Consider the following 26,531-nt stretch of genomic DNA (forward strand, 5'->3'; position numbering starts at 1 on the left):
AAGCATAAAGAAAAGCCCGATTCGAAACGAATCGGGCTTTTTTATGTGCTGTCAAATGGGCCTGGGCCGCTTTTGACTTTTAGATTGATTTCTTAGTAGGCAGCATTGCCTTCCACAATTGCTTCAAGGCGTTTTCATCCGAGTAGGAGAGAACGTTTTTCGCGTACAAGCGTTGGCCGAACCAAGCGACGAGTACTAAGAAAACAACGGAGAGCAAGAGGGAAATGATTGCTTCAAACCAGTTGGCATAGTGATTTGCCAACTGCGACGGCATCAGCGACTGTCCAACGAGTGGGACGTAAGACAAAATCTTAACCAGCAAATTATTACCGGCAGCAGATGATGAAATACCAACCACGTATGGAATCATCGAAATGATGGTGATGGGCATCATCGCCTGCGAAATCTGCGTCTGATCGTTAACTACAGAGGCTGAGATGGCTGCGATGACCAAGTAGGTACTTGTTCCAACAACGACGAAGAAAAGCGTGTAGAGCCAGAAAATCGGCGTTAGAGCGGAGAAGTAAGAGAAGACCACCTGCATCATCTCAGAGTTTTGACCAAGCAACACAGTGAGGATGATGAGGGCGGCATAGATGCCTAACTGCGTGAGTAGGAGGTAGGCAATTCCTAGAATCTTACCGAAGTATTGTCCGCGGGCAGATGATGCCGCGAGGAGCGTTTCCATGATACGTGAGGACTTCTCGTTTGCAATTTCTGTTCCAATGATGGAAGCGTAAGTTGAAACGATGATGAAGACCGTAATGGCGATTCCAAAGGCTAATCCTTGCTTAACTGCAGAGGCGGCATCGGAATCTTTCTTCTGGTTCTTTTCAACAACCTTTGAAGACAAAGCAAAGGGGTTCTTCAAATCGTCAATCTGCTGTTCCGTCAGGTTGTACTTGGCGGCCTTGTTGGAAAGGGCTTGCTTTGACAGAAAGTTCTTTAACTGATCGGTAACGATGTCAGTGGACTTAGGCTGTGTTAACAGGGTTCCTTTGTCGTCTTCAATATTCAAGACACCGTCGATGTCAGCGGCGTTTAACTTTTCCTTGGCTTTGCTTTCGTCCTTAATAGAAGAAACCTTGATATTTAGGTCCTTTTCATTGTTCACTAAGGCTTGGCGCGTATTGGCAGGGGCGATGACGGCAATTTCTGCTGTGTCGTGCGACTGCATGGCGGCGATTCCAAATCCGATTCCGGCGGAAACTAAGATGAAAAGGAAGGGGGCCAAGATAAGTCCCCAGAAGGACTTCTTTTTCAAGCGACCTAAGTAGGTATGCTTGGCGACGAGTTTGATTTGATTAAGCATGGGTAGCAACCTCCGTTCTGAAAATCTCGCCCAGCGTTGGTGGTTGCTGGGAGAAGGCGGGGATGTATCCATTCGCGGTCACCTTATCAAAGATGGCGTGCCCGGCAGCTTCCTCAGTTAAGTAGAGGAGATAGCCGGCGCCCCTGGCTTCGACTTTAGTTACCCCTTCCATATCCAAGAAGTCCGCAGCGGTAAAGTCAGGAGCTTCCACAAAGAGTCGCGTGCGCCCGAAGGACTCACGGATTTCTTGCAAAGGTCCCTGCAAGACCGTGTGGCCCTGCTTCAACATGACGAGCTTGTCGGAAATTTCCGTGACGTTGTCCATGTTGTGGGAGGAGAAGATGATCATGGCGCCCTGCTTTTTCAGCTCCTTGATGACGTCCATGAAGATGGAGGCGTTTACGGGATCTAACCCGGAGAAAGGCTCGTCCAAGATGATGAATTTCGGCTTAAAGATGAGTGCCAAAATCATTTGAATCTTCTGCGCGTTTCCCTTTGATAAAGTCTGGACCAGATCGGACTTCTTACCAACGACCTGAAGCTTGTTCATCCAATCGGTTAATTCAGCCTTGGCGTCTTCTTTGTTCATCCCGTGTAATTGGGCGAGGTAGAGGACTTGGCTCTCGATGGATTCCTTTTGGTAAAGGCCACGCTCTTCGGGCAGAAAACCAATTTTTTGCTTTTGTTCCTGGGTGATGGGGTGACCATCCCAGGTGATTTCACCAGAGTCAGCGTCAATGAAGTTCAAAATCATGCGGAAAGTCGTGGTCTTTCCGGCACCGTTTTGTCCGATCAAACCAAGGACTTCGCCTGGTTCAATCGTGAAGTTCAAATCCGAAACTGCTTGATGGTCACCAAAAGACTTATTCACGTGCGATACGGTGATCATAGTTGCTCCTTTGATTTGTTTATTTAATGTTGCTTTACTGCGAGGCAGTTGTTAATTGTGAGCAAGAGAACCCACATGATAACAGTTTTATTATACGGGAGTTTGTTTGGGTGGGGCATTTTAAGAGGAGAGTTTAATGGTTTTTTAAGTAACGAAGAAAGGCGAAATACCGCCAAAATGGTTGACCGCAGAGGGTCAATCTAGTAAACTGATTAAGTATTGAAATATGGCCCTATGGTCAAGTGGTTAAGACGTCGGCTTCTCAGGCCGAAATCGAGGGTTCGACTCCCTCTGGGGCTATGTCTTGAAAGCAGCGATCGAAAGATGGCTGCTTTTTTTGTTAGTTAGGACAAGGGCGTTTACTTTGGTGGGAGTTGGTGCTATATTAAAGTCAGAATTTTGAAGATAGTTTGGATTACCAACTTTCGAAAACACCGCCGGTCAGCGGTGTTTTTCTTTATAAAGAAACCCCCGATGGGGAATCGGGGGACGTGTAAATTAATCGTCATGGAAAAACGATTCAATCAACTTTTTCAGCTGGTCTAATACTAAATCGACCAATAGGTGATCTAATACAGCCTCTGGCAGCTGAGCTAAAAATTGGAGAAATTCGTTCATATCTACCCTCCTTTCCTGGCACCTAAACCTAGTGCCATAAAAAGAGGAATATCTTTTTCGCTTCATCGAATGATACGTATCAAATTCGTTTTTGCCGCAAAGAAAATGACTTAACTTAATTCGCATTTAGTTAGGTCATAAGTATTTACATGCTATGAAGGTGGTGTTATATTTTAAGTAGAAATTGGAGGTTAGTTGTCTACTCAACTTTCCAAAAGCCACCGTGGGGACGGTGGCTTTTTTTATTGCAATAAAAAAGGCCCAATTTTGTTGGGCCTTTTTACGTGGGAAAGTTGAAGCTGGTGCGGTTTAGACTTTGCCAGTAACACTTGCTATACAAATGCCAGTCTTTCTTGCTAGTATTTAGTGAGTAAACCGACTTTAATTGGAGACGAAGACATGAGCTTTGAGACAGACATCAAGCAATTACGTATTAATCAAGAGATGACCCAGCAGGAATTGGCGGACCGGATGCACGTGAGCCGGCAAACCGTTTCAACCTGGGAAACTGGAAAGAACTATCCAAACTTGGAGATTATGCGTGAGCTGAGTTTGCTCTTTGGCGTGTCTTTTGAAAAATTAGTGTTTGGAGAAGAGACAATGAAGAAGGAAAATACTGTTGCTGAAAAGGTCGATTTGGACCTTAAGAAGAAGGGACGTTACAAGAAGGTCTTGATGGGGATTGGTTCCTTGGCAGCCGTCTTGATGGTTTTGGGTGGCGTGCTGTTTTATGGATATGAAAAGGGGATTGATTTTATTGATCGAACGAACCCGTTTTTGTCTTATACGATTGGTGTCGCTGAGTTGCCAAGTGATAATGAAGTGAATCCAAACAATAAGAATCATGGTCGCTGGACGGCCTGGTTTTCTGATGATGACTGGGGGGATAAGTGGACGAAGCTGACGCTTTCGACTGGAATTAATCCTGGCACGAATAAGCCCTACGTGATGGCTTACCACAAGGGATCGTATGTGAAGCGTGCGCGTATTGTGCCGGAGAGTGCTGTGAACAGTATGCGTAAGGCAAACGTGCAAACAATCAAGGAACTTGCTGACGGTAAGTGGGATGAGGATGCGAAAGCTTCTGGTGCGCCAAAGGACTTGCTGACATCAAAGGATTTGAAGCAGAAAAAGCACTTGAACGATAGTATTATGACGATGCCGCAGGATTAAATGCTCGGACTGATGTCATTTAGGACACTGCAGTTTACTTAGTGAGAAGAAGGTGCTATGTTTATGTCAGGTAATTATCAAGATTGAAATACCCACTTTCGAAAACACCGCCGGTCAGCGGTGTTTTTTCTTTTATAAGAAAACCCCCGACGGGGAATCGGGGGACATGTTGATTAATCGTCGTGGAACAACGAATTAATCCACTTTTTCAGCTGGTCTAATATTAAATCAACTAAAAATTGATTTAATACAGCACTAGGCAGCTGAGCTATAGTTTTAAGAATCTCTTCCATGTTTAACCTCCTTTCCAGGCACTTAAACCTAGTGCCATCAAAAGAGGACAATCTTTTTGCTTCATCGAATGATACGTAGAATAGTCATTTTTATCGCAAAAAAAGACCTAACCTGAATTAAATTTAATTAGGACATGAGTATTTACTTGGTGAGTAGAAGGTGTTATATTTTAGTCATAGTTTTAAGGATTGTTGTTTGACCAACTTTCTCAAAGCCACCGTGGGGACGGTGGCTTTTTTTAATGCAATAAAAAAGACCCAACGTGATGTTGGGCCTTTTTGCGTTTAATATTCTTTGTCATACTTGTACCAGCGGGTGAGGTAACGGTAGCTTGGTAGGAAGAAGGCGATACCAGCCCAAAGGATAAAGATTCCCTTGGTAAAAGCAAAGTCGCTCATGTCATTTCCTTGTAGGAACAAGAGGCCCCAACCAAAACCGATAGAAATGATGAAGGTGTAATCCTTGATTAAATCAGCGTTGATTTTGTTGATGATGCTCTTTTCGCGTTCATCGGTAGCGAGTTCTAAAGCGTTTTTCTTCAAAACATTGATTTGTAACTTCTTTTTAACGTAGAAAGCAAAGATGGCGTAGATGACTACTGAAATGATGAGGCCGGCAATTGATGCTGTTTCATAATTAAATAGATATAGTCCAGCCCAAACCATGGCCATCACGGTCATCAGTGTGTTGGAGTAGAAACTCCAAATAACATACTGTTTTATTTTAGACATTGATATACTCCTTAAAAATTATTCTTGATCGAACTTGTTCCAGAGATAGTAGTACTCGCAGGTTGGAAGAATGGTGGCCGTCACCATAAAGAAGGCGAACAATATCACTTTGTAAGCTGACTCCATCGTTGAATTGAAGACAAAGAATCCGACAATCAGTAAGGAGTAGGCAATGTTATCTCGGTTATAACGAATCGTGTGGTTTACTTTTTCTAGTATTGCTGCGTCTCTTTCATCGGCGATGAAATCAAATTTGTTCGCGTTGAATAGGTTGATGTCGAAAAGCTTTTGGACAAGGGCCATCCCTGCGAGAAAAGTAATGGAGCAAGCGATAAATAAGTCAAAAGCGATGTCACGTTGATTAAATCCTTGGAAAAGAACTGCTGCAATAGCAAGGCTCTGCCAAAGTAGTTTCCAATAGAAAGTAAAACGAACGTATTTCTTTGTTTTAGACATGGTTAGATTTCCTTATCTGATAGGCGGATGGGCTTGTCGTAGTGGAAGAGGTCTTGAACAGTTGTGTGCAAGACGTAGGCCAGTTCGAAAGCAAGTGCGAGTGATGGGTCGTACTTGTTGTTTTCGATGGCGTTGATCGTTTGACGGGTGACGCCAGTGCGCTGAGCGAGCTCGTCTTGTGAGAAACGTTGGCTCTTGCGCATTTCACGAATTTGATTCAGCATGGTTATTTTCTCCAATCAAAATGTCAAAGTGTTTTGACATAATTAGTAAAACATCCTTTACATAAAATGTCAAAGACCTTTTACAAAAAAGTAGTAAAAAAGCACAACGTGATATACGTTGTGCTTTTAATCGTTATAGGGTTCGGATTTGGAAGCCACTTCATCTAAATCTTTTGCCTCGATATATTTTTGATAGTCGTCACCATTGTAGGTGAAGGATTGAATCTGATCAGTAGGTTGCTTTGTGTATATGGCAAAGTAACCCATGCGGTAGTAAGAAGCAACAACCGGAGTTTTCTTGCCGTGAATGGTTAGTTGCGACTTCCAATAAATTGAGCCGTTATCTAGATGCCCTTCCGTCATTGGAAGAAGCGTGATTTTTTTACCTGAGAAGTAGGTTAAATCATTTGATTCTTTATCTTCATCTTTTTGGCCGTCAACTCGATTTTGATCCTGAAAATTGTCCAGATTCTTTTTTGGTTTTGAGTCGAGCGTCATCACCACAAGTGAAACGGTTGCGAGAAAAATCAGGGTCGCGAATGCGACTTTGCCCTTAAGGGTTTTAAACATTAAAAATACTCCTAATAACAGTAGGGACAGTTTATCGTTTCGCTGAGTGAATGTAAACATAAAAAGCACAACGTTTCAAACGTTGTGCTCTTACTCGTTTAAACAGCAACCGGTGCCTTGATTGCTGGTTCTGATTCGTAGTCCACCAACTTGATGTCATCCATCGTGTAGTCAAAGATGGACTTCACTTCAGGATTCAACCAAATCTTAGGCAAGTCGTGCATTGGACGTGACAATTGTTCTTCCACTTGTTCCACGTGGTTCTTGTAGATGTGCGTGTCACCAATCGTGTGGACGAAGTCACCGACTTCAAGACCTGTTTGTGCCGCAATCATGTGAATGAGCAATGAGTATGAGGCGATGTTAAAGGGCACACCCAAGAAGAAGTCACCGGAACGTTGGTAAAGTTGGGCAGACAACTTACCATCTGACACGTAGAACTGTGACAAAACGTGACAAGATGGCAACGGAGCCTGTGGGGTTGTTTCGGCGTTCCATGCTGATAGGATTAAACGACGTGAGTTGGGGTTCGTCTTAATTTGGTCAATCAAGTTTTGAATCTGGTCAACTTCTTGACCACCTGGCTTAACAGATGCCCATGAACGCCAGAGCTTTCCGTAAACCTCACCGATGTAACCAAACTTTTCCATGAAGTCGTCGTCTTCCAAAATTAATTGAACAAAACAATCCTTTTGCTTCAAGTATTCTGCCTTAAATTCAGGATCTTTTTCAGAACGGAGTCCAAAATCGGTCATGTCAGGACCATCATAGTCTTCTGATTCGACCCACTTCTTAAAGGCCCATTCGTCCCAAATGTGGTTGTTGTTTTGGAGCAGGAAACGGATGTTGTTATCACCTCGCAAGAACCAAAGTAATTCAGACTTGATGAGCTTGAAGAAGACTTTCTTCGTCGTTAACATTGGGAAACCTTCGTTCAAGTTGAAGCGCATCTGCGTTCCAAAGATGGAGTATGTACCCGTTCCTGTACGATCAGCCTTGTAGTGACCTTCGTCCAGGATGCGGCGGGCCAAGTCCAAATATTGTTCTTCGTTTTTGCTCATGTTACAACCTCATTCATCGTGATTTATCATTGTTTAAGTATGACGAATTGGGGATGGTTTTTCAAGTGTCAAAATGGTGTGGTGCGGGTTTGACTTTTATAGGAACCATATGCTCATTTTGTCTAATAAAAAAAGCCACTAAAAGTGGCTGATTCTTGAAATATTACTTTAAAAATTGGGCCAAATTGATTTGTTCGGCCGTTTCTGCTTCGAAGGGAACTTGACGCAAAGGGACTTGCTTTTCTTTTAAAAGATTTTCAGCAAACTCGTCGTTTCGGTAATCGCGCATAAAGTTGATTTTCTTAATGCCAGCTTGAAGGAGCAACTTGGTACAGAAAATACAGGGAGCATCGGTTACGTAGAGAGTGGAACCATCAACCCCAATTCCCATTGAGGCAGCCTGCATGAGGGCGTTTTTTTCGGCGTGAACAGCTCGGATGCAGTGGCCATCGACGATGTAATCGCCAACTTCGGTACAGTGTGGCGTACCCGAAACAGCGCCGTTATAACCAGAAGCGATGATGCGGTTATCCTTCACCAAAATGGCCCCGACGTGGCGACGGGTACAAGTCGAACGGGTCGACAAGATGGCGGACTGCGCGATGAAGTACTGGTCCCATGAAATTCGTTCGTCGGTCATTTTCTACTCCTTTTGCGTTGTGCTTTGATAGAATATAAGATATTGATATTTTACAACACTTCACCGCTACAGAGGAATGAAAGGGGCTAAAATGGCTAATATTTTAGACGGAAAAAAGGTCGCAAAAGAACTCCGCGAGGAATTGGCGGAAGAAATCTCGGCTGCTGGGGATGCCCTTTCACTCGCCGTTTTGTTTGATCCAAAAGACGACGGGTCCCGCCTGTACGTCGGGATGAAGCAACGTGCCGCGGCCAAGGTGGGGATTGAAACGAAGGATTTTGAAGTTTCACCTGGACAGACCACACAAGATGCCATTGCAATGGTAGAAAAGTTGAACGCTGACGATTCCGTTAATGGAATTTTGGTGCAGGCACCGCTCCCAGAAGGTATTGACGACGCGGCGGTTTTTGCGGCTGTTGCGCCTGAAAAAGACGTCGATGGACTAGGCGTTACGAACCAAGGCCGTTTGTTTGCAAACGAAAAGGGGAGCTACCCGGTCGCCGCTACGCCGAAGGGTGTGATGACGCTTTTGGACCGCTATGGTTTGGACGTTGCTGGAAAGACTGCCGTTGTTGTGGGTCGCTCCCAGTTGTTTGGACGCCCAATGGCAGCCTTGTTGTTGAACGCGAATGCGACGGTTTCGATTGCCCACCGTTACACATCAAAAGAAGTCTTGGACGACATGTTGGCGAAGGCTGACATCATTGTTTGCGGTGTCGGTAAGCCGAACTTCATTCGTGGTGAGCAAATTAAAGCGGGTGCCATTGTGATTGACGTGGGAATGAACCTCGTTGATGGCAAGGCTTGCGGAGATGTTAATCAAGAGGAGGCCATGGCGAAAGCTTCTTGGTTGACGCCCGTGCCGGGCGGTGTTGGTCCCATGACAATCGCCACGTTACTCGAATCCACGCGTCAGGCGGCTTTGGAACAGAAGGCGTTAAAGTAAATATATGGCGTTTTAAGTCGTTCCCCGAAAGGGGGACGGCTTTTTTTTATATATTTATAGAAAAAATTGCGATAAGTTCTGAGACTTTACGTATTATTCGCGTGAAGGGAGGAAGAGCATGCCAAGTAATTTTTCATCATTGCCCACCCCTGATCATTCCTCTGCCCAACCCTGGCTTGACCACTTTCTCCAAACTGCCATCGCTCAGCACTTTTCTGATCTCTATTTCAAGCCTTCCGTCGATGGTTATCGTCTCTCCGGTCAAGCTCGTGGTGAGCTTCGTTTTATTCTTTCTCTCTCCCATGACTTTGCCGAACGACTGCTTTCCATCATCAAGTATCACGCACTGCTCAACCTTGCTGAAAAGCGCCGCCCCCAACTCGGCCGCTTTACCTTTCAAGGGCACTTCGTACGGGTGTCTTCCGTTGGTGATTTTCTCGGCAGGGAGAGCATTGTTCTCCGTATTATCTACCCGGATTTAGGCGAACAGCGTTTTATTGATGATCGACAAATGGCGCACTTATCATCCGAACAACCAGATAATGGCCTCTATCTGTTATCTGGTCCAACAGGTGCTGGTAAAACCAGCACACTCTATCGCCTGCTACACACCTGGTCGAAGGGGCGGGTCGTTTTAACTGTTGAAGACCCCGTTGAATATTATCAGCCCGATTATCTGCAACTTCAGGTCAATGCCGACGCTGGTATTTTCTACGAGGACCTCATCAAAGTGGCGTTAAGACAACGACCTGACATCCTAGTTATTGGCGAGATTCGAGATGGAAAAACGGCTGCTGCGGCATTGCAAGCGGCTCTGTCAGGGCACCTTGTTCTGTCAACCATTCACGCGAATTCCGCCTCCATGGTCATTAACCGCTTAATTGACCTCGGCTTAGATTTAGCCTTGGTGCAGGCGGCTCTGGTGAAGACTGTCTACCAACGACTGGTGCGAAATGATGAAGGCGAGTTAGCAGCCACCCTTTCGTGGATCGACTGGCGAGAAGGTGAAGTGACTAATGTGTCTGGGATTCCAGAAAGGACGACGGATGAAACTTGCGATTAAGAAACAGCGACTGGCAAAAACCGACCAGGTTCTCTTTTTAAAGGAACTTGCAGAATTAGGACAGGCGGGATACTCCGTGAATCAGTCACTGAATATCTTGCTTGGCGCACATCGAAGTTGGCAGGTTCAACTTGAAAAGGTGCAAGAAGAATTGGGAACGGGAAACAGAATTTCATCTGCCTTTGCTCCTCTTTTTGATTCAGACGTTCAAGTTTATCTTCGCCTGGCTGAGGAACAGGGACGCTTTTCAGAAACAATGCAGGAATTAGCCAGTAAAATGCAGTTGATTATCGATTACAAGCGCCAATTAAAAGCCGCTTTAACGTATCCAGCCATTCTCTTAATCATTTTATTTGCTTTGGTTTTTGGACTGGAAAAAACGTTATATCCAGTCTTTGCAACGCTTACTGAAACGTTGGGACAGGGCCGAGAAAACTTTGCCCTGACGGTTCTTAATATTTTATTGGGGATTGTGTTATTAGTTTGCGCAGTAGTCGTTTTCAGCTACCTTGTTTTAATCAAAGTGCGTCCAGTAAGACGCTGCCACTTAGTCGCCAGAATACCGTATCTGCGTGCGCTAAGTAAGTCGCTGATTTCTGCTTTGCTCGCTGAGCAATTAGCCCTTTTGTTGAAGGCGGGGTTGACGCTACCCGCTATCATCGCGACTTTCGCACAAGAAGGTAAGAAAAGCCTTGCACAGGAAATGGCGAGAGAGGCCCAGCTTTTTTTAAAAGAAGGCCAGGGTATTTCTTCTTGGATCGACCGCCAGCCCTATTTGAATCAAACGCTATCAGCCTATTTGAGCCGAGGCTTTAATGCCTCTCTCTTGGCCACCTACTTGTCCTATTTTGCCAAACATGAGTTCAGGGATTTTGACCGTCGTATCAAGCGCCTCTTTGCCTGGATTCAACCGATTCTTTTTGCAGTCATCGGTGCAGCTATTGTGTTACTTTACTTGGCTATGCTTTTACCCCTTTATAAAAATCTAGGAGGAATTCAAACATGAAAACAGAAGAACAAAAGCAAATCACCTTATCAAAAACGCATTTCTTATCGAAGAAGCGAGAAGGATTGACGTTGATTGAAGCAACGATTGTCCTCTTCATTATCGGTTTGTTAATGTTGCTGATCTTACCGAATCTATCGAACCAACGTGAACACGCGAAGGAGACCCATCGCAAGGCAATGGCTGCTGCAGTCCAGACGCAAATTGATTTGTATCTAAACGACCATCCGGATCAAAGTAATGTCAACCTGGACCAACTTGAATCCAATGGCTATTTATCATCCGAGCAGGTGAATAAAGTAAACGACTTAGATATTACTGTTCAAGGCCGAGTAGCGAAGTTTGCTTAATCGTCGAGCGGCGTTCACCCTAGTTGAATCATTACTTGTGTTGGGGATGGTAAGCCTCTTGCTGTTTTTGGCTGTACTGCTGAGGCCGCAGTCCTATGCCGGAATGGAAATCACGACCTTTGAAAAACGTTTTTCCATTCTTTACCAAAAGGAACGTTTACTGGCGCAAGAAAAGGAACGGATTCTTCGGCTAACCTTCGATCGAGAAAGTGTTTGGAGCGAGGAGGAAGAATTGCCATTTCCTGTTGGTTATCAAATGAATCAAAGGGAAGTGGTTCAAGTGTCTTCAAGCGGCTTTGTTTCCCCAAGAACCATCATTTTTTCAAACACTCAAAAAAAGAAGCAGCTGAAGTTAGTTTTTCTGTTTGGAGGTGGCGATTATTACTTCGAAGAAAAATAGAATGAAACGTTTGCTTAAGTTGCGTTCAGCCTTTGTGCTCAGTGAGGCAATGATTGCTTTTTCTTTGCTGACCGCAGTGCTTTTTGTGGAAGCGCAGAGTGTACAAGATTATTTGCTAAAGGAAAGGGCACTTCAAAAGCAATCGAAAGAGGTGCATGAGGTAAAAATGGCCTTACTAGCTGATCTTGAAAAGGTTTCTAGTGAATAAAGGAAAGAACAGTCATGAAAGAAAAAAGACAAGCCTTTACCTTAATTGAAAGTCTTTTGGCCCTTTTGATTGCCGCTATCGTTTTTCAAGGTTTGGTCTTTTTGACGCAGTGGAGTCGGCGGATGTTAGAAACTCGCCAGCGTGAAGACGAAACGTTGGCTTTGCAAGTGAGTCTCAATCAATTGGCCAATCAGGGGTACCTTGTTGAATCTGTTTCGAAAAAACAAATTGAACTGCTTAGTCGTGATGGGAGTGGCCCTAAAACACTCCACCTTAAAAAAGGACAATTGGTCCTAGATGGCGATCGGAATGGTCGAATGGTTCTGCTGGGAGGAGTGAAAGATTTTTGTGTCACGAAGCATAAAACGTACCAAAGTGTCTGCCTAAAGACGACACATAACAATCGAATTGAAGGAGAATTACTCCTTGGTGAAAGAAAAGAACAGTTAACGGACAAAAAAGAATGAAGAGAAAAAGAACAGCCTATATCTTATTGCCAACGATTACGGTCATCATGCTATTAAGTACCTTTTATCTTGTTCAAGGAAAAGTTTTCGTTAATCGTCTCCAAACAGAAAGGCTTCAAATAACATCTGAAGAGGTCGACTGCACACAAATTTATGCCAGTAAGTTGTATTTAAGCGAGGGACAACGAAAGGGGAATTTTAAAGAATTTTCCTATGAAATTGATGAGAATCAGCGAGAAATGACCATCTCGGATCAAAAGGGCGCGTACCATCGTTTTTTATTGGGTAAAAAGCCAGATAAATAGCCTTGTTTGAGTTTCTAAAAGAGGCTAAAATAAAAGCATGACAAAAGTAAATGTTCCAGAAATTTTTCAACAAATTCAAAACGTTGTGGACCAGGTTGTGTCAGAAGAAAAGGTGAATGTTCGCCAGGCTCTGATTCAGACTTTGGCTACTTTAAACGAGCAAAAGCTATCTGATAAAGACAAAGAGATGCTTAGCGAAAACAGTCAAAAGGCACTCGGTGAACTTTTTAAGCTTGATTGGTCAAGTTTTTCATACCAAGATAAGCGTCACATTCTTCAATTGTTAGTTTTAAAGGCTGATAAAGAAGACAAGGTACCAGCCAATAATCAGCTAACTCCGGATGGAATTGGTTACTTGCTTGGGGACTTGGTTGAGAAAACTGCTAATTTGAACAAAAAGAATGGTGAAGTTGCTACATTGACCGACATGACTGTCGGAACTGGTAATTTGCTATGGACTGTTCAAGAAACGTTAGCCAAAAAGGATATCAAAGTTCAGGCTTCCGGGATTGATGGCTCTGAAGAACAGTTAGCCCTTGCATCAGTCTTGGCTGATTTACTCGGAGAAGACGAAACGGAACTCTTCTTGGGGGATGTGGTTAGCTTGCCTAAGAACGAATTACAACCAGCCGACGCTGTTATCGCTGATTTGCCAATCGGTTATTACCCAAACGAAGCACCCGAAGGAATGGTCACTGCCTTTTCTAAGGAAAAGGAAGATGAAAAATCATACGCTCACTTCTTAATGATTGAGAAGTCTTTGGACCTGATTAAAGAGGATGGTTGGGCTTACCTCGTCGTGCCTGCAAACTTACTTTCAGCAGAAAAGCGCGAAAGTATTTTGAAATTACTCTCAACGAAGGCACAGTTGAAGGCCTTCTTGACATTGCCACAGGGCTTTTTCAAGAATAAGAATCAACAAAAGGCAATCTTGGTTTTGCGTCATCAAAACGCCCAACCAAAGACCGAAGTGATGCTCGGTCAATACCCTTCAGTTAAGGAAAGCCAGGCCCTGGAAGAATTTTTGCAAGATTTGGGTGACTGGGGTAAACTGAATAAAGAAAATGTGGAAGACTAGAACAAGGATAGGTGGATAAGACATGGCAAAAATCATGGCCGTTAACGCTGGATCATCATCATTAAAGTTCCAATTGTTGAAAATGCCAGCCGAAGAAGTAATTGCCCAAGGATTAGTTGAACGAATCGGGATGGACGATGCCATCTTCACGATTAAGTTTGCAGCAAACGATAAGGCTGCTTCAAACGAAAACGTTGAAGTAAAGGGATCCAAGGCAAAGTTCCAAACAACGACTGCCATTAAGAATCACCAAGTGGCCATCAACATGATGTTGGAAAACTTGTCTGACTTGGACATCATCGCTGACTTCTCAGAAATCGTTGGTGTTGGTCACCGTGTTGTTGCTGGTGGTGAATACTTTGATAAGTCTGTTTTGGTAAACGATGATGTTTTGGCCAAGATCGATGAATTGGCTGATTACGCGCCATTGCACAACCCAGCAAACGCTTTGGGAATCCGCGCATTCCAAAAGTTGTTGCCAAACGCAACTTCCGTAGCTGTCTTTGATACATCCTTCCACCAAACGATGCCAAAGGAAAACTACTTGTACTCATTGCCATACGAATACTACGAAAAGTATGGTGCTCGTAAGTACGGTGCTCACGGAACTTCTCACCGTTACGTTGCTCAAAAGGCAGCTGAATTGTTGAAAAAGGACTTGAAGGACTTGAAGTTAATCACGTTGCACTTGGGTGCCGGTGCTTCAATTACTGCCGTTAAGAATGGTAAGTCATTCGATACTTCAATGGGATTCACACCACTTGCTGGTGTGACGATGGCTACTCGTTCAGGTGACATCGATGCCTCATTGGTATCATTCATCCAAGGTAAGGAAAACTTGTCTAACGATGAAATGTTGACTGTTTTGAACAAGAAGTCTGGATTGCAAGGTATCTCTCAATTGTCATCTGACATGCGTGACTTGCGCGCTGCCCGTAAGGACAACGAAAAGGCAGAATTGGCCATCCAAATCTTTGTTGCCCGCGTTGTTTCATACATTGGGCAATACATCGCTAAGATGGACGGTGCAGATGCCATCGTCTTCACTGCCGGAATCGGTGAAAACGCTGACTGGGTTCGTGAAGAAGTTGTTGCTCGCCTTGGTTACTTCGGTATCAAGATTGATGCTGACAAGAACGAAGGCTGCCGTGAAGAAGCGGATATTTCAGCTGCAGATGCTAAGATTAAGACATTGGTTGTTCCAACCGATGAAGAGTTGATGATTGCCCGCGATGTACAATCTTTGATGGCTTAATCATAACTGTTAATAAAACACTTAAAAGGCACTGCGAATTTACGCGGTGTCTTTTCCATCATTTACCAAAAGAAAGCCAAGTGTTATGGAAAAGGAATTTACTAAACGTCCTCGTCGAAAGCAAAAGCGTCCCGTTCGCAATCTCATTCTATTAATCGTGATTGCTGTTGTTGCAATTGTTGCTGGGACAGCCTATATCAACCACCGTGGATACTCTGCCAAGAATCCAAATGATTTCGAATTAATCGAAGTGAAGGTTTCAAAGAGCGACAATATCAAAGATGTTGGAAAAAAGCTTGAAAAAGCAGGTGCTATCCGTGGTGAAAAGTATTTGACCAAGTACGCTAAGCGTTACGGGGCCAAGGAAATTAAATCGGGAACTTATCAATTCTCACCAGTTCAAAGCGTGGATAACGTTTATCAGGAATTGAGCGAAGGAGCGGGCAACGGTCCCGTTTTGGATCCCCAATACACCTACATCAATGTGAACAAAACAGCTGATCAAACGGCTGGAACATTGGCTGATAACGCCAACGTATCAAAGAAGGCTTTGCTGAATGCTTACTCAGATAAGGACTTGATGTCCAAAATGAAGAGCAAGTATCCACGACTTTTCAAGAATGCAAAGTCTGACTTAACCTTGTACGACTTTGTATACCCGGGAATTTATCGGATTAAGGATGCTAAGAACGCGGATGGATTAGTCGAACAACTGATGCAACGTTCTGATAAGGAAATGTCTTCTTACTACGACACGCTGGAAAAGCGTGGAATGCCTGTAGAAACAGCCATTCTCCTAGCCGAGAATGGAGGGAAGAAGGAATTTGATCGTCGATTGGCCTTCATCGATAAGATTTCTTCTTATGCAAAGGAGTTGAAGAGCCAATATGGTATCTTGCCATCAATCTCAATAGCCCAGGCCATTCATGAGTCAAATTGGAATGACTCAGTTTTGTCTTCTAAGTACAACAATTTCTACGGTGTGAAGTCTGATGACGACACTGCTGGTAAGTCTGTTGTCATGGAGACACAAGAGGTTGAAAATGGTGAAACCGTAACGAAGAAGGCACGCTTTGCCACATACTCCTCATACAAGGAGTCAATGAAGGCGCACGCGAAGACATTGGTTAACGGAAACACTTGGAACGCTAACCAATTCAAGGATGTGTTGGCGGCGGATAATTATAAGGATGCAGCTCAGGCGCTTTACGATAATGCCTATGCGACGGATCCAAACTATCCAAAGGCCATCATTCGAATTATTGAAAACTGGAATTTGTCACGCTATGACAAATAAAAAGAGACCCGAAAGGGTCTTTTTTATTTTTATTTTGAATATAGGAGTTGGCTTGAAGCACTGCCGGGACTGACTTTTATAGGATAGGCTGAAATAAAAACGAAAAAATTGTCGAATTTGTGAAGAAAAAGGTTGTGTAAGCGTTTACATCACGTTATAATAATACATGTAAACAAGTGAAAGGAGTCCAGAATATGGATTTTGCAATTATTATGGCTTTGCTGCCCGCACTCTTTTGGGGGTCAGTTGGATTAGTATCAAGTAAGATGGGAGGGTCTGCCGCACAGCAGACGCTCGGAATGGCAACCGGAGCTTTGATCTTCGGTTTGATCACGATGTTTGGTTTCGTTATGCCAAACGGCTACTACATGGGTGTTGATATCTGGGTAGTAGGTCTCTTGTCTGGATTGGTCTGGGCAATGGGAATGGCTTTCCAGTTCTTGCTCTTCAAGCAAATGGGTGTCTCACTTGGTGTGCCACTTTCAACTGCTGGACAGATCATCATGAACGCTTTGCTTGCCGCAACGATGCTTGGGGAATGGACGTCTGTTGCAATGTGGATCGTTGGAATTGTTTCCATCGCCCTCGTTGTAACGGGTGCCATCTTCATCTCAAAGCCTGACAAGGGTGATCTTGAAAAGTCCAAGATCGACTCTAAGTCAATCTTCTACTTAATCATGTCAACTGTTGGTTTCATGCTTTACTTCATCTTGCCAAACTTCTTGGCAAAGATCGGCTACGTTTCAGAAGAAACACGTGCTGCCGGTCACGGTTTGAACTACATGACGGCCATCGTTGGGCCACAAGGAATCGGTCAAGCACTTGGTGCCTTGTTCATCGTTATCTTCGTCTTGCGCGAATCAAAGACGATGTTCGAAAAGCCAACGCAAAAGAACTTGATCACTGGTTTGATTTGGGCATTGGGTAACATCTTCATGTTCGCTTCAGCCGCAAACCCACACGTTGGTCAAACGATTGCCACGACGTTGTCACAGTTGAACATCATCGTTGGAACGTTCGGTGGAATCTTCATCTTGAAGGAAAAGAAGTCTTCAGCTCAAATGAAGGCCATCATTTTCGGAACAATCCTGGTTGTTGTTGGTGCAATGATCATCGGAAACATCCACGCTTTCGCTTAATCAATTAAATGAAATATATAAGAAAGCAGGTTGAATCAGTTTGATTCAGCCTGCTTTTTGTTTTGCTTATAGAAGGGGTGTGCGTAACGGATATCCGAAAAAAACGTGGTGAGGCTGCAAGGATTAAGGAAGAGAAGCGTGGCCTCTGCAAGAATGGACGACAGTGCTTTTTCCAGAAGCAAAAGAAAAAGGACCACTTATAAGTGGTCCTTTTGATTTAAATTAAGCTTCGTCTTGCTTTACTTCAAGAATCTTAACTTCGATGTCCACGCCGTTTGGCAATGGAACCTTAACTGTTTCACCAGTCTTCTTACCGATCAAAGCGGCAGCCATTGGTGATTCGTTTGAAATCTTACCTGACATTGGGTCAGCTTCGACTGAACCAACAATCGTGTAAGTTTCAGGTTCTTCATCAGGCAATTCTTGGAAGGTAACGCTCTTACCCATGGCCACTTCGTCAGCAGCTGAATCGTCAGCAGAAATGATTTCGGCGTTTTCGATCATCTTACGCAAGGTAACGATACGTCCTTCAACAAAGGCTTGTTCGTCCTTTGCTGATTGGTATTCTGAGTTTTCAGACAAATCACCGTATGAACGGGCGATTTGGATTCGCTTCGTAATTTCTGGGCGCTGACGTGTGATTAAGTCTTCCACCTCAGCTTGTAGTTTGTCACGACCTTCGGCCGTCATTGGAAATGTTTTTTCTTCCGCCATGCAATTTCATCCTTTCAATGCCTTAGGCATAAAAAATACAGCAAACTGACTATATCACGGGCATAGTCCCGGTGCAAGTTAGAATCTTCTTTTATTTATCATAACACCAAACAGGCCAAGAAGAGCAGTCAATCCAGAAATTACCAGCCCTAAATCAAAGTACGGCGGTGTGTAAGTTAGAGTGACCTGGTGTTTTCCTGGCGTTGTCGGTACAGCCAACAAACCGTCGGCGACGGTCTTTGTGGCAACCTTCTTGCCGTCGATACGTGCCTGCCAACCATTTTCGGCTGGAATGCTTGTCATCAAGAGTGACTGGTCCTTTGTCGTTTCAACCGTTCCTTCGATGCGACGACTGTTCCGCTTCGTGACGGTCATTTGGTGTGTTTGCAAACGCTGGAGGTCTTTTCGAACGGCTTCTTGGTTGAATGAATAGAGGGCAAAGTCATCGAGGTAGCGACTCTTCACACCCTTGTTCATGATGATGGAGAGGGTCTGCTCCTGGCCCTTGGCGTCCTTTACAAGGTTCAAAGCAACCGTGTGGTTGTAACCCGTCTCCTGCGTGAGGACCTTGCCGTTTAGGACGAGTTTTACGCCTGATAGGTCAAATGCCCCGCCCAAGTTTAAGTAGTAAGGGTCGTTGCTGTCAGGTGTAAAAGTCAACGTCGCACTTGCTTTCTTTTTCTTGTCCACTGGATGCAATAAGCCGCCCGTTATACGCTCGGGTTTTTCCATGTTATCGAGGTAGGTAATGGCCATTGGTTTTTGGCTTAAGAAAATTTCATCGGGCTTTCCAGCTAGATGAGTCAACAGGCGTTCCTGGTTTGCTAATGGGTAGCGAACGGTTAACGGTGTTTTCAATGCATCCGTGGAGGCTGCATAGGCAATGGGGAGTGCTGACTTATTTTCCTTTAGTTGCCAGTTCTGACCAGAAGCGACCACCTGAGCCGTGTTGTGATCGGGACGGGTGCTTTTCTTAATACTATGAGGCTGCTTATCGTAAGAATTGCTTGGTGCCAGGTAGTACTTGAAAGACAAAAGGGAATCCGTGATGGTCGTTCCATTATTATAGGAAAGCTTCGAATCCCCAGAGATCTGTCCGATGTTTCGGTAGAAGGTGGAAGACTTCGCTGACAACAAAGAAGAAAAGTGTGAGCCGGCGTTGAAATGACCGAGGTAGGCGTCGTTATACGTGCGTCCTAATCCTTGGGCCACGCGGTAAAAGGACTTATTCTGCTTCAGTGCTGGATCGACATCGCTCACAATCTTTGCACCCTTTTGATATTCTCCAGTGCTGAGATACGCGATGTGATTCAGCGTTAGAGCAGCGTTTAAAAGCAAGAAGAGGACGGTCAAAAATCCAAGCACAGGTAAGCGCAGCGTTTTTTCAGTGACAAAAAGGAGGGTCAAAAATACCAGCAAGTACCCAAACAAGAACACCAGCAACTCCGCCTTATCAATGTAGGACACCTTGCTCATCTGAAGCGATCCGTACACCGTGATACCCAGCGTTGCAATCAAAAAGAATGCCCTTGCTGGAATCGACGGCATCCAGTTTTCATCAAAGCCCTTTGCCGCCATCACGATGAGTAGAAAGGAAATCAGAAATGAGAAGCGGGCCGGGTACCAAATCGGATACTGACCACCGTGAAAGAGCAGCACGAGGGGCGTCCACGTCGTTGCCAGCACCAGGATGGCCAACGCCAATCCGGCCGCCATTTTCTGTGCTATGCGGATTTGTTTGTTTGAGAAGAAAGCCCACATAAAAAAGAAAATGATTGGCGCTACCAGCCAGTTTGCCTGGCCACTCTGCATCTGGTCAAAGTCAAAGGAGCCCGGGATGAGCTTTAGCAACAAATCCAATGGGTTGTTCTCAAATCCAAGTGTCCAGTGGACAGCATGCGTTGTTTTTCCCTGCTGCAACTGACTAACTGTTGGCAGCCACAACCAGGCCGACAACAACACGGCGATTGCGCCTGTTGAAATGAATTTCCAACTTTTCTTCCATACATTCGTGATGGACTGCTTATCAAGTAATAAGAATGGGAGGTAGAGAATAACGAAAAGCCCCACCATCCAAGCGATGTAATAGTTCGTTAGAATTGTGGCCAACAACAAAAAGAGGAAGGGGCGAACTTTGCCAGTTCTCACCAAGTGATGCAAGGACCAAATAAGTAATGGCAGGAGAATGGCCGTATCCAGCCACAGCAAATTCAAATCATTTGCGATGAACCAGGCTGACAAGGGATAGTTGATGGCAAAGATTGGCAGATAATATCCTGAAAGCCAATCCATCTTCTTCAAAAAGAAGCCCATCGTCCAACCTGCAGAAGCAATCTTCAGCACCGTGACGACAAGAATCCACGCTGGCAAGCTCTTGGTTGTTGCAATCAAAAACAACAAGTTAAAGGGCGACATCAAGTAGTAAGACCATTCGCCCACCATGTTGCCACCAAGTCCTGTTGAAAAAGAATAAAGGAAGGCGCTCGGATCTTGTAAAATAGTGTGTTTGAACTGCGCAAAGTAATCCAAGTACTGCTGACCTAAATCAACGGTCAGAATCGTGGATGAACCGAAGGGGGCCATTCCTCTGTATACAAAGTAAAACAGCATGATGAAAAAAGGCGCCCAAAAGGAAAGCGCCAAAGGAGTTAAAAAGGCTGAATAAAGGTATTGCTTAAAAGATTTCATAAGTTAAGAATACCAAAAATACACGCTTTTTTAGCGGAAAAATCTAGCAATATGGTAAAGTAGAGAAGATTACTCATTTTATCTTAAAATAATGGAAAGTATATATCATGAATCGCAACCGCTATTTAGAAGATGCAAATAAAAACGACGCCCGAGCCAACTTACCGGGCCGTCTGAAACTGCTTTTGGGATTGGTCGTCGCATTAATCGCTGCGCTCCTCATCCAACTGGCCTTTTTGACGCTTAAGCAAGGAGCCGGCTACCAATCCGAAGTGACCCGTTCCGATGAAACCGTCGAAAAAGGAAACGCGCCACGTGGTTTGATCTACGATTCCACTGGTAAGGTGATTACTGGAAACCAAGCCTCACCGGCCATTACATACACCCGTGGTTCCTCAACGACGACCTACAAGATTGCATCCATTGCCAAGGAATTAGCTAAGTATATTTCGATTGACACGAGTCGCATGAACGCTCGCTCTAAGGCTGACTACTACTTAGTATCGAACCCTGATAAGGCGACGAAGATTCAAGAAACCTTGAAGAAAAAGTACGGTAAGACCTACTCCGAATGGTCTAGCACTGAACAAAACACCGCGATGGCCAAGTACGTAATGGATAAAAAGATTGCGGATGGTAAAGTCGACGACAACGTTGCCATGATTTTCCAAAAGATGTCAGGTGCCTCTGCTCTTTCAACGACATACATCAAGGAAAACGACATTTCCGATGATGCGATGGCAAAAATCGCCGAACGTTTGTCAGAAATGCCAGGTGTTAAGATTGGTGAAGCCTGGTCACGAAACTATCCAGAAGGAGACGACTTCAAGTCTTTGACTGGTACGGTTTCTAACGAAGCGGCCGGTCTTCCAGAAGACCGTTTGCACCGCCTTTTGGCCCAGGGATATTCCCACAACGAACCAGTTGGAACCTCTGCCATGGAAAAGCAGTACGAATCCTTGCTGAAGGGGTCACCTTCCCAAACGACGGTAACGACGATGGGAAACATCAAGACTTCTGATTTGAAGTATGCTGGACAGGCTGGGGATGCCCTGAAGTTGACGGTTAATGCTGAATTCCAGAAGAAGGTGCAACAAATCCTGCAGGATAACCTGCCGGGAGGAAACGCCCAAGGTGCTTACTCAACGGTCATTAATCCATACAATGGTGGTATTTACGCCATGGCTGGTGTGACAAAGGATCCTCAAACGGGCGCCAAGAACGCTGACCAGCTTGGAAACATTAACCGGGCCATTGTCATGGGATCCGTTGTGAAGCCTGCCATCCTGGCAACTGGTTTCCAAAAGGGAATCGTGACACCTACTTCCAATACGATGAATGATCAGGGGATTAGTATTCAAGGAACGCCTAAGATTACGTCATACTGGAATAAGAGTGGAAATCCTGTTTCAATCGATGCGAAAACCGCCTTGGAACGTTCTTCCAACACCTACTTCGTTCAATTGGGAATGAAAATCGGTGGCCAGACCTATAAGGCAAACGATACCCTGCACCTACGATCAGACGCCTTTCAGACGCTTCGTAATGGCCTTGCGCAGTTTGGCCTGGGTACAAAGACCGGAATTGATTTGGAAGGGGAGACAGCTGGTTACCGTGGTTTGACAACGGGTGAAAACGTCGGTAAGTATCTCTTCGAATCTTTTGGTCAGTATGATTCTTACACGACTTTGCAGTTGGCTCGCTACGTTTCAGCAATCGCCAACGGGGGTTATCTTGTTCAACCACACTTGGTTGGTTCTGTTTTGCAAACCGACAAGGCGGCAAAGTACTTGAACACCGTCTGGACGGCACAACCACAACTGCAGTCACAAGTTCAGTTGTCAGACGATGAGTGGCAAGTGATTAAGGATGGAATGAACCGTGTTGCTAACGGTTCTGACCCTCATAACACGGGTTCATCTCTTCATGGTTTGGATCCGAAGGTTTATGCAAAGACCGGTACTGCCGAAACACAGACAAACGGTGCGACAACCTATACGGAATCCATGGTCGTTTACGTCCCTGGAACACCGTTTGCCATGTCATTGGCTATTCCCGGTATGGATTCTTACTTGGATGGTACGAACGGACGCATTGCCCGCGAAATTATTAATGCTTTCTGGTCGATGGTCATTTCAAAGGACTCAGCCGTTAAGTAATCAATCAAGCACATAAAAAAAAGATCGCTCATTTCAATTAAGAAATGAGCGATCTTTTTTTATATTTAGTTGTTTGCCTTGTCATCAGGTTCTACTCCGTAGAGATCGATTCGATAATCGGTAATCTTCAAACCAGTTGCAGCCTGTGCGGCTTTAATCAATGAGGCTGGGTCGAAGTTTGCGGCATCAATAATTTCATTAGTGTTTGTGTTAATTACGTGGTAGTGCGGGTGGTCAGCAGCGTCGTAGTGGCGCTTACCGTCTGAGATGCCATCAATAATGACGACTAACTTCTTCTCAACAAACTTTTCCAAGGTGTTGTACACCGTGGCCAAAGAAATATGAGGAAGATCGTTGTGAATCATTTCCGCCGTTGGGTGGGTGTCGTGAGTCATCATATATTCTAGCAAGGTCAGGCGCTGACTAGTTGCCTTAAGCTTGTGTTCTTGAAGAACCGATTTTAATGGATTCAGCATGTTAACCTCCTAGCTAATATTAACTACATTTCAATTATAACATTAGAATGAAACAATACAAAAGATTGACATATAGTATTTTTCTTGGTAAAATAATTTAGATTCATTCTAACTAACCAGGAGAAGAACTATGGAAAAGCAATCATTAATGGCGCACAACAATTTGGTGCGTGCCGGCGTGATGGGTGGTAACGATGGTATTTTGTCGGTTGCCGGAATCATCGTCGGGGTGGCCGGAGCCGGGCAAAGCTTGGGAGCAATTATGTTATCAGGTTTTGCCGGGACTTTGGCCGGTATGGTCTCAATGGCCATGGGTGAATTCGTTTCCGTGCGATCATCCCACGATGCACAACAAAAGGCTCGTCACAGTCAAGAAGAAGCCCTTAAAGCAGATTACGATAAGGAGTTTAACTTTGTTAAAGAAAAGTACCAGGGTGATGGAATTTCTGAAGAGTTAGCTCAACAGGCCACAGAAGAAATGATGAAGAAGGATCCGTTGGAAACGACGGTTCGTGAACGTCACGGATTCTCATTGAAGTCTGAAGTTTCAGCTTGGGGAGCAGCCCTTGTTTCCTTTGTTACTTTCCCAACTGGTGCCGCGTTACCAATGGCCTTCATGGCTTTAGCAACGCCAAATCTTCGTATCATGGCGACGTTCTTAGCTGTTTTGATTGCCTTGCTTTTGACAGGATACATGGCTGCCGTTGTTAACGGGGCGAACCGGACAAAGGGTGCTATTCGTAACTTGATTTCAGGAATTTTGACGATGGTCGTCACGTTCTTGATTGGAACACTTTTCAAATAAGGGAGATTGACCATGTTGACATTATTTATGAATTGGCAAAAGAAGCGGGCTGAGAAAAAGTCCGGACAAACAATGGAAGAGCGTTTGAACGCTATTCGAGCTGGGATTCTTGGATCAAACGACGGAATCCTAACCGTTGTTGGTGTTGTGTTCTCGGTTGCTGCCGCAACTTCAAACCGCTTGGTTATCGTGCTCGCTGGTTTGTCTGATTTGTTGGCCTGCGCCCTTTCAATGGGTTCAGGAGAGTTTGCTGCGGTTTCATCACAAGCAGACTCAGAAAAGGTTGCTGAAACGCTTGAACGTGCCCGTTTGAAGGAAGCCTTCGGAGAGCAAGTTGAAACGGTTCAGGCCTTTTACACCGACCGTGGTGTGAGCCCAGAAACGGCGAAGGCAATCGCCTGCGAATTGTTGGCCGAAAAGCCATTGGAAACGGTGCTGTCCGTAAAGTATGACATGCAATTGGGACACTACGTTTCACCAATGTCTGCCGCCTTCTCTTCGACTTTTTCAGCTGCTTTGGGTGGTGCCTTGCCTTTGATTGCCCTCTTGGTGTTCCCGGTTGAATACCAATACTTGGCCGCAATCTTAGCAACGGTTGTTGCTTCAGCGTTGACCGGATTGCTCTCAGCTGTCTTCTCACAGGGAATGATTGGCCGTGCTGTCTGGAGAAATATTTGGGTTGGTTTAGTGACGATTGCTATTCACTACGGCATCGGGTTGCTATTCTAAACAATTGGTTTAGTCTGGATTTTTCGAAATTCGGGCTTTTCTTATGTGATGAAAGACACTATAATAGGTGTCAGTTAAAGTGATATTTATGGAGGATTGAAATGAAAGTTGTAATTATTGGTGCATCACACGGTGGTCACGAATCAGCACACGAATTGTTGACGCGTTACTCAGACGTAGACGTTACCGTCTACGAAGCAGGAGATTTCATCTCATTCATGTCTTGTGGAATGGAATTGTTCCTCGAAGGTAAGGTTACGAAGCGTGATGATGTTCGTAACTTTAAGGAATCCGATATCGAACAATATGGCGGAAAGGTTTTGAAGTCTCACTTGGTTGAATCAGTTGATACTGACAAGCAAGAAGTATCAGTGAAGAACCTTGAAACTGGGGAAGTATTCACGGACTCTTACGATAAGTTGATCATTTCATCCGGTGTTACGCCAATGACGTTACCAGTTGATGGTGCTGATTTGGACAACGTCTTCTTGATGCGTGGTCGTGACTGGGCACAAAAGATTGATGACAAAGTTAAGGACGCCTCAGTAAAGAACGTTGTCGTTGTTGGAACTGGTTACATCGGTATTGAAGCGGCTGAAGTTTTTGCTGAAGCTGGCAAGAACGTGACGGTTGTTGACATGATTAAGCGTCCTTTGGGAAACTGCTTGGATGAAGAATTGGCAGAACCAATTGCTAAGGCTTTGAAGGACGGAGGGGTTAACCTCCACTTGGGTCACACAGTTTCATCATTTGAAGGAAACGGTGCAGTTGAAAAAGTTGTGACTGATGACGGTCAAAACTTTGACGCTGATTTGGTTATCGTTGCCGCGGGTGTTAAGCCAAACACAGAATACTTGAAGGGAACGATTGACTTGGACCAACGTGGTTGGATCAAGACCGACCCTTACTTGCGCACGAACGCTAAGAACGTTTACGCCATCGGTGATGCTATCTTGCCACTCTTTGCGCCTGCTGGCCAACCAGCACCAATCGCATTGGCAACGACGGCTCGTCGTGAAGCCCGCTACGTGGTTGAAAACATCATGATTGATCAACCAGAACGCGCCTTTGCTGGTGTAAATGGTTCATCAGCCTTGACTGTCTTTGATTACAAGTTGGCTTCAACTGGTGTGAACGCCAACAATGCTGAAAAGATGGGCTTGAAGACGGCTAGTTCTCTGTACCACGCAACGGTTCGTCCTGAATTCGTTACCGATGGAAACCCTGAAATCTGGGTGAAGTTGACTTACCAACCAGAAACACACGCCATCTTGGGTGGACAAGTGTTGTCAACGGCTGATGTAACGGCCCATGCTAACACGATTGCCTTGGCTATCAAGGGTAAGATGACATTGGAAGACTTGGCTGAAGCTGATTTCTTCTTCCAACCTGGATTCGACCGTCAATGGTCTGTTTTGAACTTGGCCGCACAAGTTGCCTTGGGTCAAACGCCATCTGTTTAATCTGAATTGTTATTC

General features: G+C 44.8%; 27 protein-coding genes and 1 tRNA gene. 17 read left to right on the forward strand and 11 right to left on the reverse strand.

From position 1 onward, the window contains the following. Positions 1-79: 79 nt before the first annotated feature. Entirely contained in the window at positions 80-1,312 is a 1,233-nt protein-coding gene (locus G6R29_RS03765) for an ABC transporter permease (RefSeq protein WP_213809026.1), read from the reverse strand. After that, complete coding sequence (locus tag G6R29_RS03770; RefSeq protein ID WP_213809027.1) at positions 1,305-2,201, reverse strand: ABC transporter ATP-binding protein; 897 nt, start codon at positions 2,199-2,201, stop codon at positions 1,305-1,307. Before G6R29_RS03770 ends, G6R29_RS03765 begins: the two co-directional genes overlap by 8 nt. Positions 2,202-2,429: 228 nt before the next feature. Here G6R29_RS03770 and G6R29_RS03775 point away from each other — a divergent pair. Then, positions 2,430-2,501 (forward strand) — tRNA-Glu (locus G6R29_RS03775). A 717-nt stretch (positions 2,502-3,218) separates the two neighbouring features. Next, positions 3,219-3,992 (forward strand): helix-turn-helix transcriptional regulator, encoded by a 774-nt coding sequence (locus G6R29_RS03780; protein WP_213809028.1) that lies wholly within the window; start codon positions 3,219-3,221, stop codon positions 3,990-3,992. Between the two features lie 578 nt (positions 3,993-4,570). Here the strand turns inward: G6R29_RS03780 and G6R29_RS03785 are convergent. The 6 genes from G6R29_RS03785 to G6R29_RS03810 form a co-directional block, all read right to left on the reverse strand. Then, entirely contained in the window at positions 4,571-5,017 is a 447-nt protein-coding gene (locus G6R29_RS03785; protein WP_213809029.1) for a hypothetical protein, read from the reverse strand. Between the two features lie 18 nt (positions 5,018-5,035). Continuing rightward, positions 5,036-5,473: a hypothetical protein gene (locus G6R29_RS03790; protein ID WP_213809030.1), complete on the reverse strand. Its 438-nt coding sequence runs from the start codon at positions 5,471-5,473 to the stop codon at positions 5,036-5,038. Between the two features lie 2 nt (positions 5,474-5,475). Then, a complete protein-coding gene (locus G6R29_RS03795; protein ID WP_213809031.1) occupies positions 5,476-5,697 on the reverse strand; it encodes a helix-turn-helix transcriptional regulator in 222 nt (73 codons plus the stop codon). A gap of 126 nt (positions 5,698-5,823) precedes the next feature. Then, a complete protein-coding gene (locus G6R29_RS03800; protein ID WP_213809032.1) occupies positions 5,824-6,267 on the reverse strand; it encodes a hypothetical protein in 444 nt (147 codons plus the stop codon). Between the two features lie 98 nt (positions 6,268-6,365). After that, positions 6,366-7,328, reverse strand: coding sequence for a thymidylate synthase (locus G6R29_RS03805; RefSeq protein WP_213809033.1), 963 nt, complete (start codon positions 7,326-7,328; stop codon positions 6,366-6,368). Between the two features lie 163 nt (positions 7,329-7,491). After that, on the reverse strand, positions 7,492-7,968 hold the full coding sequence (locus G6R29_RS03810; protein WP_213809034.1) for a deoxycytidylate deaminase: 477 nt from the start codon (positions 7,966-7,968) through the stop codon (positions 7,492-7,494). 91 nt (positions 7,969-8,059) lie between these two features. Here G6R29_RS03810 and G6R29_RS03815 point away from each other — a divergent pair, with 91 nt between their 5' ends. The 11 genes from G6R29_RS03815 to G6R29_RS03865 all read left to right on the forward strand — a co-directional run bounded on the left by G6R29_RS03815 (position 8,060) and on the right by G6R29_RS03865 (position 17,482). Beyond that, positions 8,060-8,914 (forward strand): bifunctional 5,10-methylenetetrahydrofolate dehydrogenase/5,10-methenyltetrahydrofolate cyclohydrolase, encoded by an 855-nt coding sequence (locus G6R29_RS03815; RefSeq protein WP_213809035.1) that lies wholly within the window; start codon positions 8,060-8,062, stop codon positions 8,912-8,914. Between the two features lie 118 nt (positions 8,915-9,032). Then, entirely contained in the window at positions 9,033-9,977 is a 945-nt protein-coding gene (locus G6R29_RS03820; protein ID WP_213809036.1) for an ATPase, T2SS/T4P/T4SS family, read from the forward strand. Then, positions 9,961-10,983 carry a type II secretion system F family protein gene (locus tag G6R29_RS03825; protein WP_213809037.1) on the forward strand — a complete coding sequence of 341 codons (1,023 nt, stop codon included), beginning with the start codon at positions 9,961-9,963 and terminating at the stop codon, positions 10,981-10,983. Before G6R29_RS03820 ends, G6R29_RS03825 begins: the two co-directional genes overlap by 17 nt. Then, positions 10,980-11,333 (forward strand): prepilin-type N-terminal cleavage/methylation domain-containing protein, encoded by a 354-nt coding sequence (locus G6R29_RS03830; RefSeq protein ID WP_213809038.1) that lies wholly within the window; start codon positions 10,980-10,982, stop codon positions 11,331-11,333. Before G6R29_RS03825 ends, G6R29_RS03830 begins: the two co-directional genes overlap by 4 nt. Beyond that, on the forward strand, positions 11,326-11,733 hold the full coding sequence (locus tag G6R29_RS03835) for a hypothetical protein (protein WP_213809039.1): 408 nt from the start codon (positions 11,326-11,328) through the stop codon (positions 11,731-11,733). The genes G6R29_RS03830 and G6R29_RS03835 overlap by 8 nt, the downstream gene beginning before the upstream one ends. A 1-nt stretch (position 11,734) precedes the next feature. Further along, positions 11,735-11,941, forward strand: a complete 207-nt coding sequence (locus G6R29_RS03840; protein WP_213809040.1) for a hypothetical protein — start codon at positions 11,735-11,737, stop codon at positions 11,939-11,941. A gap of 14 nt (positions 11,942-11,955) precedes the next feature. Then, a complete protein-coding gene (locus tag G6R29_RS03845) occupies positions 11,956-12,408 on the forward strand; it encodes a type II secretion system protein (protein WP_213809041.1) in 453 nt (150 codons plus the stop codon). A gap of 342 nt (positions 12,409-12,750) precedes the next feature. Next, positions 12,751-13,791: a class I SAM-dependent methyltransferase gene (locus G6R29_RS03850; RefSeq protein WP_213809042.1), complete on the forward strand. Its 1,041-nt coding sequence runs from the start codon at positions 12,751-12,753 to the stop codon at positions 13,789-13,791. 22 nt (positions 13,792-13,813) lie between these two features. Beyond that, positions 13,814-15,046, forward strand: coding sequence for an acetate/propionate family kinase (locus G6R29_RS03855; protein ID WP_213809043.1), 1,233 nt, complete (start codon positions 13,814-13,816; stop codon positions 15,044-15,046). Positions 15,047-15,131: 85 nt separating this feature from the next. Next, the gene (locus G6R29_RS03860; protein ID WP_213809044.1) at positions 15,132-16,343 is read left to right on the forward strand and encodes an endolytic transglycosylase MltG; all 1,212 of its coding nucleotides are present in this window, start codon (positions 15,132-15,134) and stop codon (positions 16,341-16,343) included. Between the two features lie 194 nt (positions 16,344-16,537). Next, the gene (locus G6R29_RS03865) at positions 16,538-17,482 is read left to right on the forward strand and encodes a GRP family sugar transporter (RefSeq protein WP_213809045.1); all 945 of its coding nucleotides are present in this window, start codon (positions 16,538-16,540) and stop codon (positions 17,480-17,482) included. 222 nt (positions 17,483-17,704) lie between these two features. On the opposite strand, the gene greA is transcribed toward G6R29_RS03865, so the two are convergent. Together greA and G6R29_RS03875 are read right to left on the reverse strand one after the other, a co-directional pair. Then, complete coding sequence (gene greA / locus G6R29_RS03870; RefSeq protein WP_213809046.1) at positions 17,705-18,196, reverse strand: transcription elongation factor GreA; 492 nt, start codon at positions 18,194-18,196, stop codon at positions 17,705-17,707. Positions 18,197-18,274: 78 nt separating this feature from the next. Next, a complete protein-coding gene (locus tag G6R29_RS03875; protein ID WP_274381047.1) occupies positions 18,275-20,884 on the reverse strand; it encodes a YfhO family protein in 2,610 nt (869 codons plus the stop codon). Positions 20,885-20,991: 107 nt separating this feature from the next. On the opposite strand from G6R29_RS03875, the gene G6R29_RS03880 reads away from it, so the two are divergent. Next, the gene (locus tag G6R29_RS03880) at positions 20,992-23,043 is read left to right on the forward strand and encodes a peptidoglycan D,D-transpeptidase FtsI family protein (RefSeq protein WP_213809048.1); all 2,052 of its coding nucleotides are present in this window, start codon (positions 20,992-20,994) and stop codon (positions 23,041-23,043) included. A gap of 65 nt (positions 23,044-23,108) precedes the next feature. Here G6R29_RS03880 and G6R29_RS03885 read toward each other — a convergent pair whose 3' ends face one another. Continuing rightward, on the reverse strand, positions 23,109-23,519 hold the full coding sequence (locus tag G6R29_RS03885; protein ID WP_213809049.1) for a Fur family transcriptional regulator: 411 nt from the start codon (positions 23,517-23,519) through the stop codon (positions 23,109-23,111). Positions 23,520-23,649: 130 nt separating this feature from the next. Here G6R29_RS03885 and G6R29_RS03890 point away from each other — a divergent pair, with 130 nt between their 5' ends. The 3 genes from G6R29_RS03890 (at position 23,650) to G6R29_RS03900 (ending at position 26,516) form a co-directional block, all read left to right on the forward strand. Continuing rightward, a complete protein-coding gene (locus tag G6R29_RS03890) occupies positions 23,650-24,324 on the forward strand; it encodes a VIT1/CCC1 transporter family protein (RefSeq protein ID WP_213809050.1) in 675 nt (224 codons plus the stop codon). Positions 24,325-24,336: 12 nt separating this feature from the next. After that, complete coding sequence (locus tag G6R29_RS03895) at positions 24,337-25,053, forward strand: VIT1/CCC1 transporter family protein (RefSeq protein ID WP_238476874.1); 717 nt, start codon at positions 24,337-24,339, stop codon at positions 25,051-25,053. 101 nt (positions 25,054-25,154) lie between these two features. After that, complete coding sequence (locus G6R29_RS03900; RefSeq protein WP_213809051.1) at positions 25,155-26,516, forward strand: FAD-dependent oxidoreductase; 1,362 nt, start codon at positions 25,155-25,157, stop codon at positions 26,514-26,516. The last annotated feature ends 15 nt before the right edge of the window (positions 26,517-26,531 follow it).

This window comes from Fructobacillus broussonetiae (genome assembly GCF_018437275.1).
Taxonomy (GTDB): domain Bacteria; phylum Bacillota; class Bacilli; order Lactobacillales; family Lactobacillaceae; genus Fructobacillus; species Fructobacillus broussonetiae.

What these genes read in the sequence shown, in the direction of transcription:
- G6R29_RS03765 (WP_213809026.1), bottom strand. Translation starts at nt 1,312, where the DNA reads ATGCTTAATCAAATCAAACTCGTCGCCAAGCATACCTACTTAGGTCGC.
- G6R29_RS03770 (WP_213809027.1), bottom strand. Translation starts at nt 2,201, where the DNA reads ATGATCACCGTATCGCACGTGAATAAGTCTTTTGGTGACCATCAAGCA.
- G6R29_RS03780 (WP_213809028.1), top strand. Translation starts at nt 3,219, where the DNA reads ATGAGCTTTGAGACAGACATCAAGCAATTACGTATTAATCAAGAGATG.
- G6R29_RS03785 (WP_213809029.1), bottom strand. Translation starts at nt 5,017, where the DNA reads ATGTCTAAAATAAAACAGTATGTTATTTGGAGTTTCTACTCCAACACA.
- G6R29_RS03790 (WP_213809030.1), bottom strand. Translation starts at nt 5,473, where the DNA reads ATGTCTAAAACAAAGAAATACGTTCGTTTTACTTTCTATTGGAAACTA.
- G6R29_RS03795 (WP_213809031.1), bottom strand. Translation starts at nt 5,697, where the DNA reads ATGCTGAATCAAATTCGTGAAATGCGCAAGAGCCAACGTTTCTCACAA.
- G6R29_RS03800 (WP_213809032.1), bottom strand. Translation starts at nt 6,267, where the DNA reads ATGTTTAAAACCCTTAAGGGCAAAGTCGCATTCGCGACCCTGATTTTT.
- G6R29_RS03805 (WP_213809033.1), bottom strand. Translation starts at nt 7,328, where the DNA reads ATGAGCAAAAACGAAGAACAATATTTGGACTTGGCCCGCCGCATCCTG.
- G6R29_RS03810 (WP_213809034.1), bottom strand. Translation starts at nt 7,968, where the DNA reads ATGACCGACGAACGAATTTCATGGGACCAGTACTTCATCGCGCAGTCC.
- G6R29_RS03815 (WP_213809035.1), top strand. Translation starts at nt 8,060, where the DNA reads ATGGCTAATATTTTAGACGGAAAAAAGGTCGCAAAAGAACTCCGCGAG.
- G6R29_RS03820 (WP_213809036.1), top strand. Translation starts at nt 9,033, where the DNA reads ATGCCAAGTAATTTTTCATCATTGCCCACCCCTGATCATTCCTCTGCC.
- G6R29_RS03825 (WP_213809037.1), top strand. Translation starts at nt 9,961, where the DNA reads ATGAAACTTGCGATTAAGAAACAGCGACTGGCAAAAACCGACCAGGTT.
- G6R29_RS03830 (WP_213809038.1), top strand. Translation starts at nt 10,980, where the DNA reads ATGAAAACAGAAGAACAAAAGCAAATCACCTTATCAAAAACGCATTTC.
- G6R29_RS03840 (WP_213809040.1), top strand. Translation starts at nt 11,735, where the DNA reads ATGAAACGTTTGCTTAAGTTGCGTTCAGCCTTTGTGCTCAGTGAGGCA.
- G6R29_RS03845 (WP_213809041.1), top strand. Translation starts at nt 11,956, where the DNA reads ATGAAAGAAAAAAGACAAGCCTTTACCTTAATTGAAAGTCTTTTGGCC.
- G6R29_RS03850 (WP_213809042.1), top strand. Translation starts at nt 12,751, where the DNA reads ATGACAAAAGTAAATGTTCCAGAAATTTTTCAACAAATTCAAAACGTT.
- G6R29_RS03855 (WP_213809043.1), top strand. Translation starts at nt 13,814, where the DNA reads ATGGCAAAAATCATGGCCGTTAACGCTGGATCATCATCATTAAAGTTC.
- G6R29_RS03860 (WP_213809044.1), top strand. Translation starts at nt 15,132, where the DNA reads ATGGAAAAGGAATTTACTAAACGTCCTCGTCGAAAGCAAAAGCGTCCC.
- G6R29_RS03865 (WP_213809045.1), top strand. Translation starts at nt 16,538, where the DNA reads ATGGATTTTGCAATTATTATGGCTTTGCTGCCCGCACTCTTTTGGGGG.
- greA (WP_213809046.1), bottom strand. Translation starts at nt 18,196, where the DNA reads ATGGCGGAAGAAAAAACATTTCCAATGACGGCCGAAGGTCGTGACAAA.
- G6R29_RS03875 (WP_274381047.1), bottom strand. Translation starts at nt 20,884, where the DNA reads ATGAAATCTTTTAAGCAATACCTTTATTCAGCCTTTTTAACTCCTTTG.
- G6R29_RS03880 (WP_213809048.1), top strand. Translation starts at nt 20,992, where the DNA reads ATGAATCGCAACCGCTATTTAGAAGATGCAAATAAAAACGACGCCCGA.
- G6R29_RS03885 (WP_213809049.1), bottom strand. Translation starts at nt 23,519, where the DNA reads ATGCTGAATCCATTAAAATCGGTTCTTCAAGAACACAAGCTTAAGGCA.
- G6R29_RS03890 (WP_213809050.1), top strand. Translation starts at nt 23,650, where the DNA reads ATGGAAAAGCAATCATTAATGGCGCACAACAATTTGGTGCGTGCCGGC.
- G6R29_RS03895 (WP_238476874.1), top strand. Translation starts at nt 24,337, where the DNA reads ATGTTGACATTATTTATGAATTGGCAAAAGAAGCGGGCTGAGAAAAAG.
- G6R29_RS03900 (WP_213809051.1), top strand. Translation starts at nt 25,155, where the DNA reads ATGAAAGTTGTAATTATTGGTGCATCACACGGTGGTCACGAATCAGCA.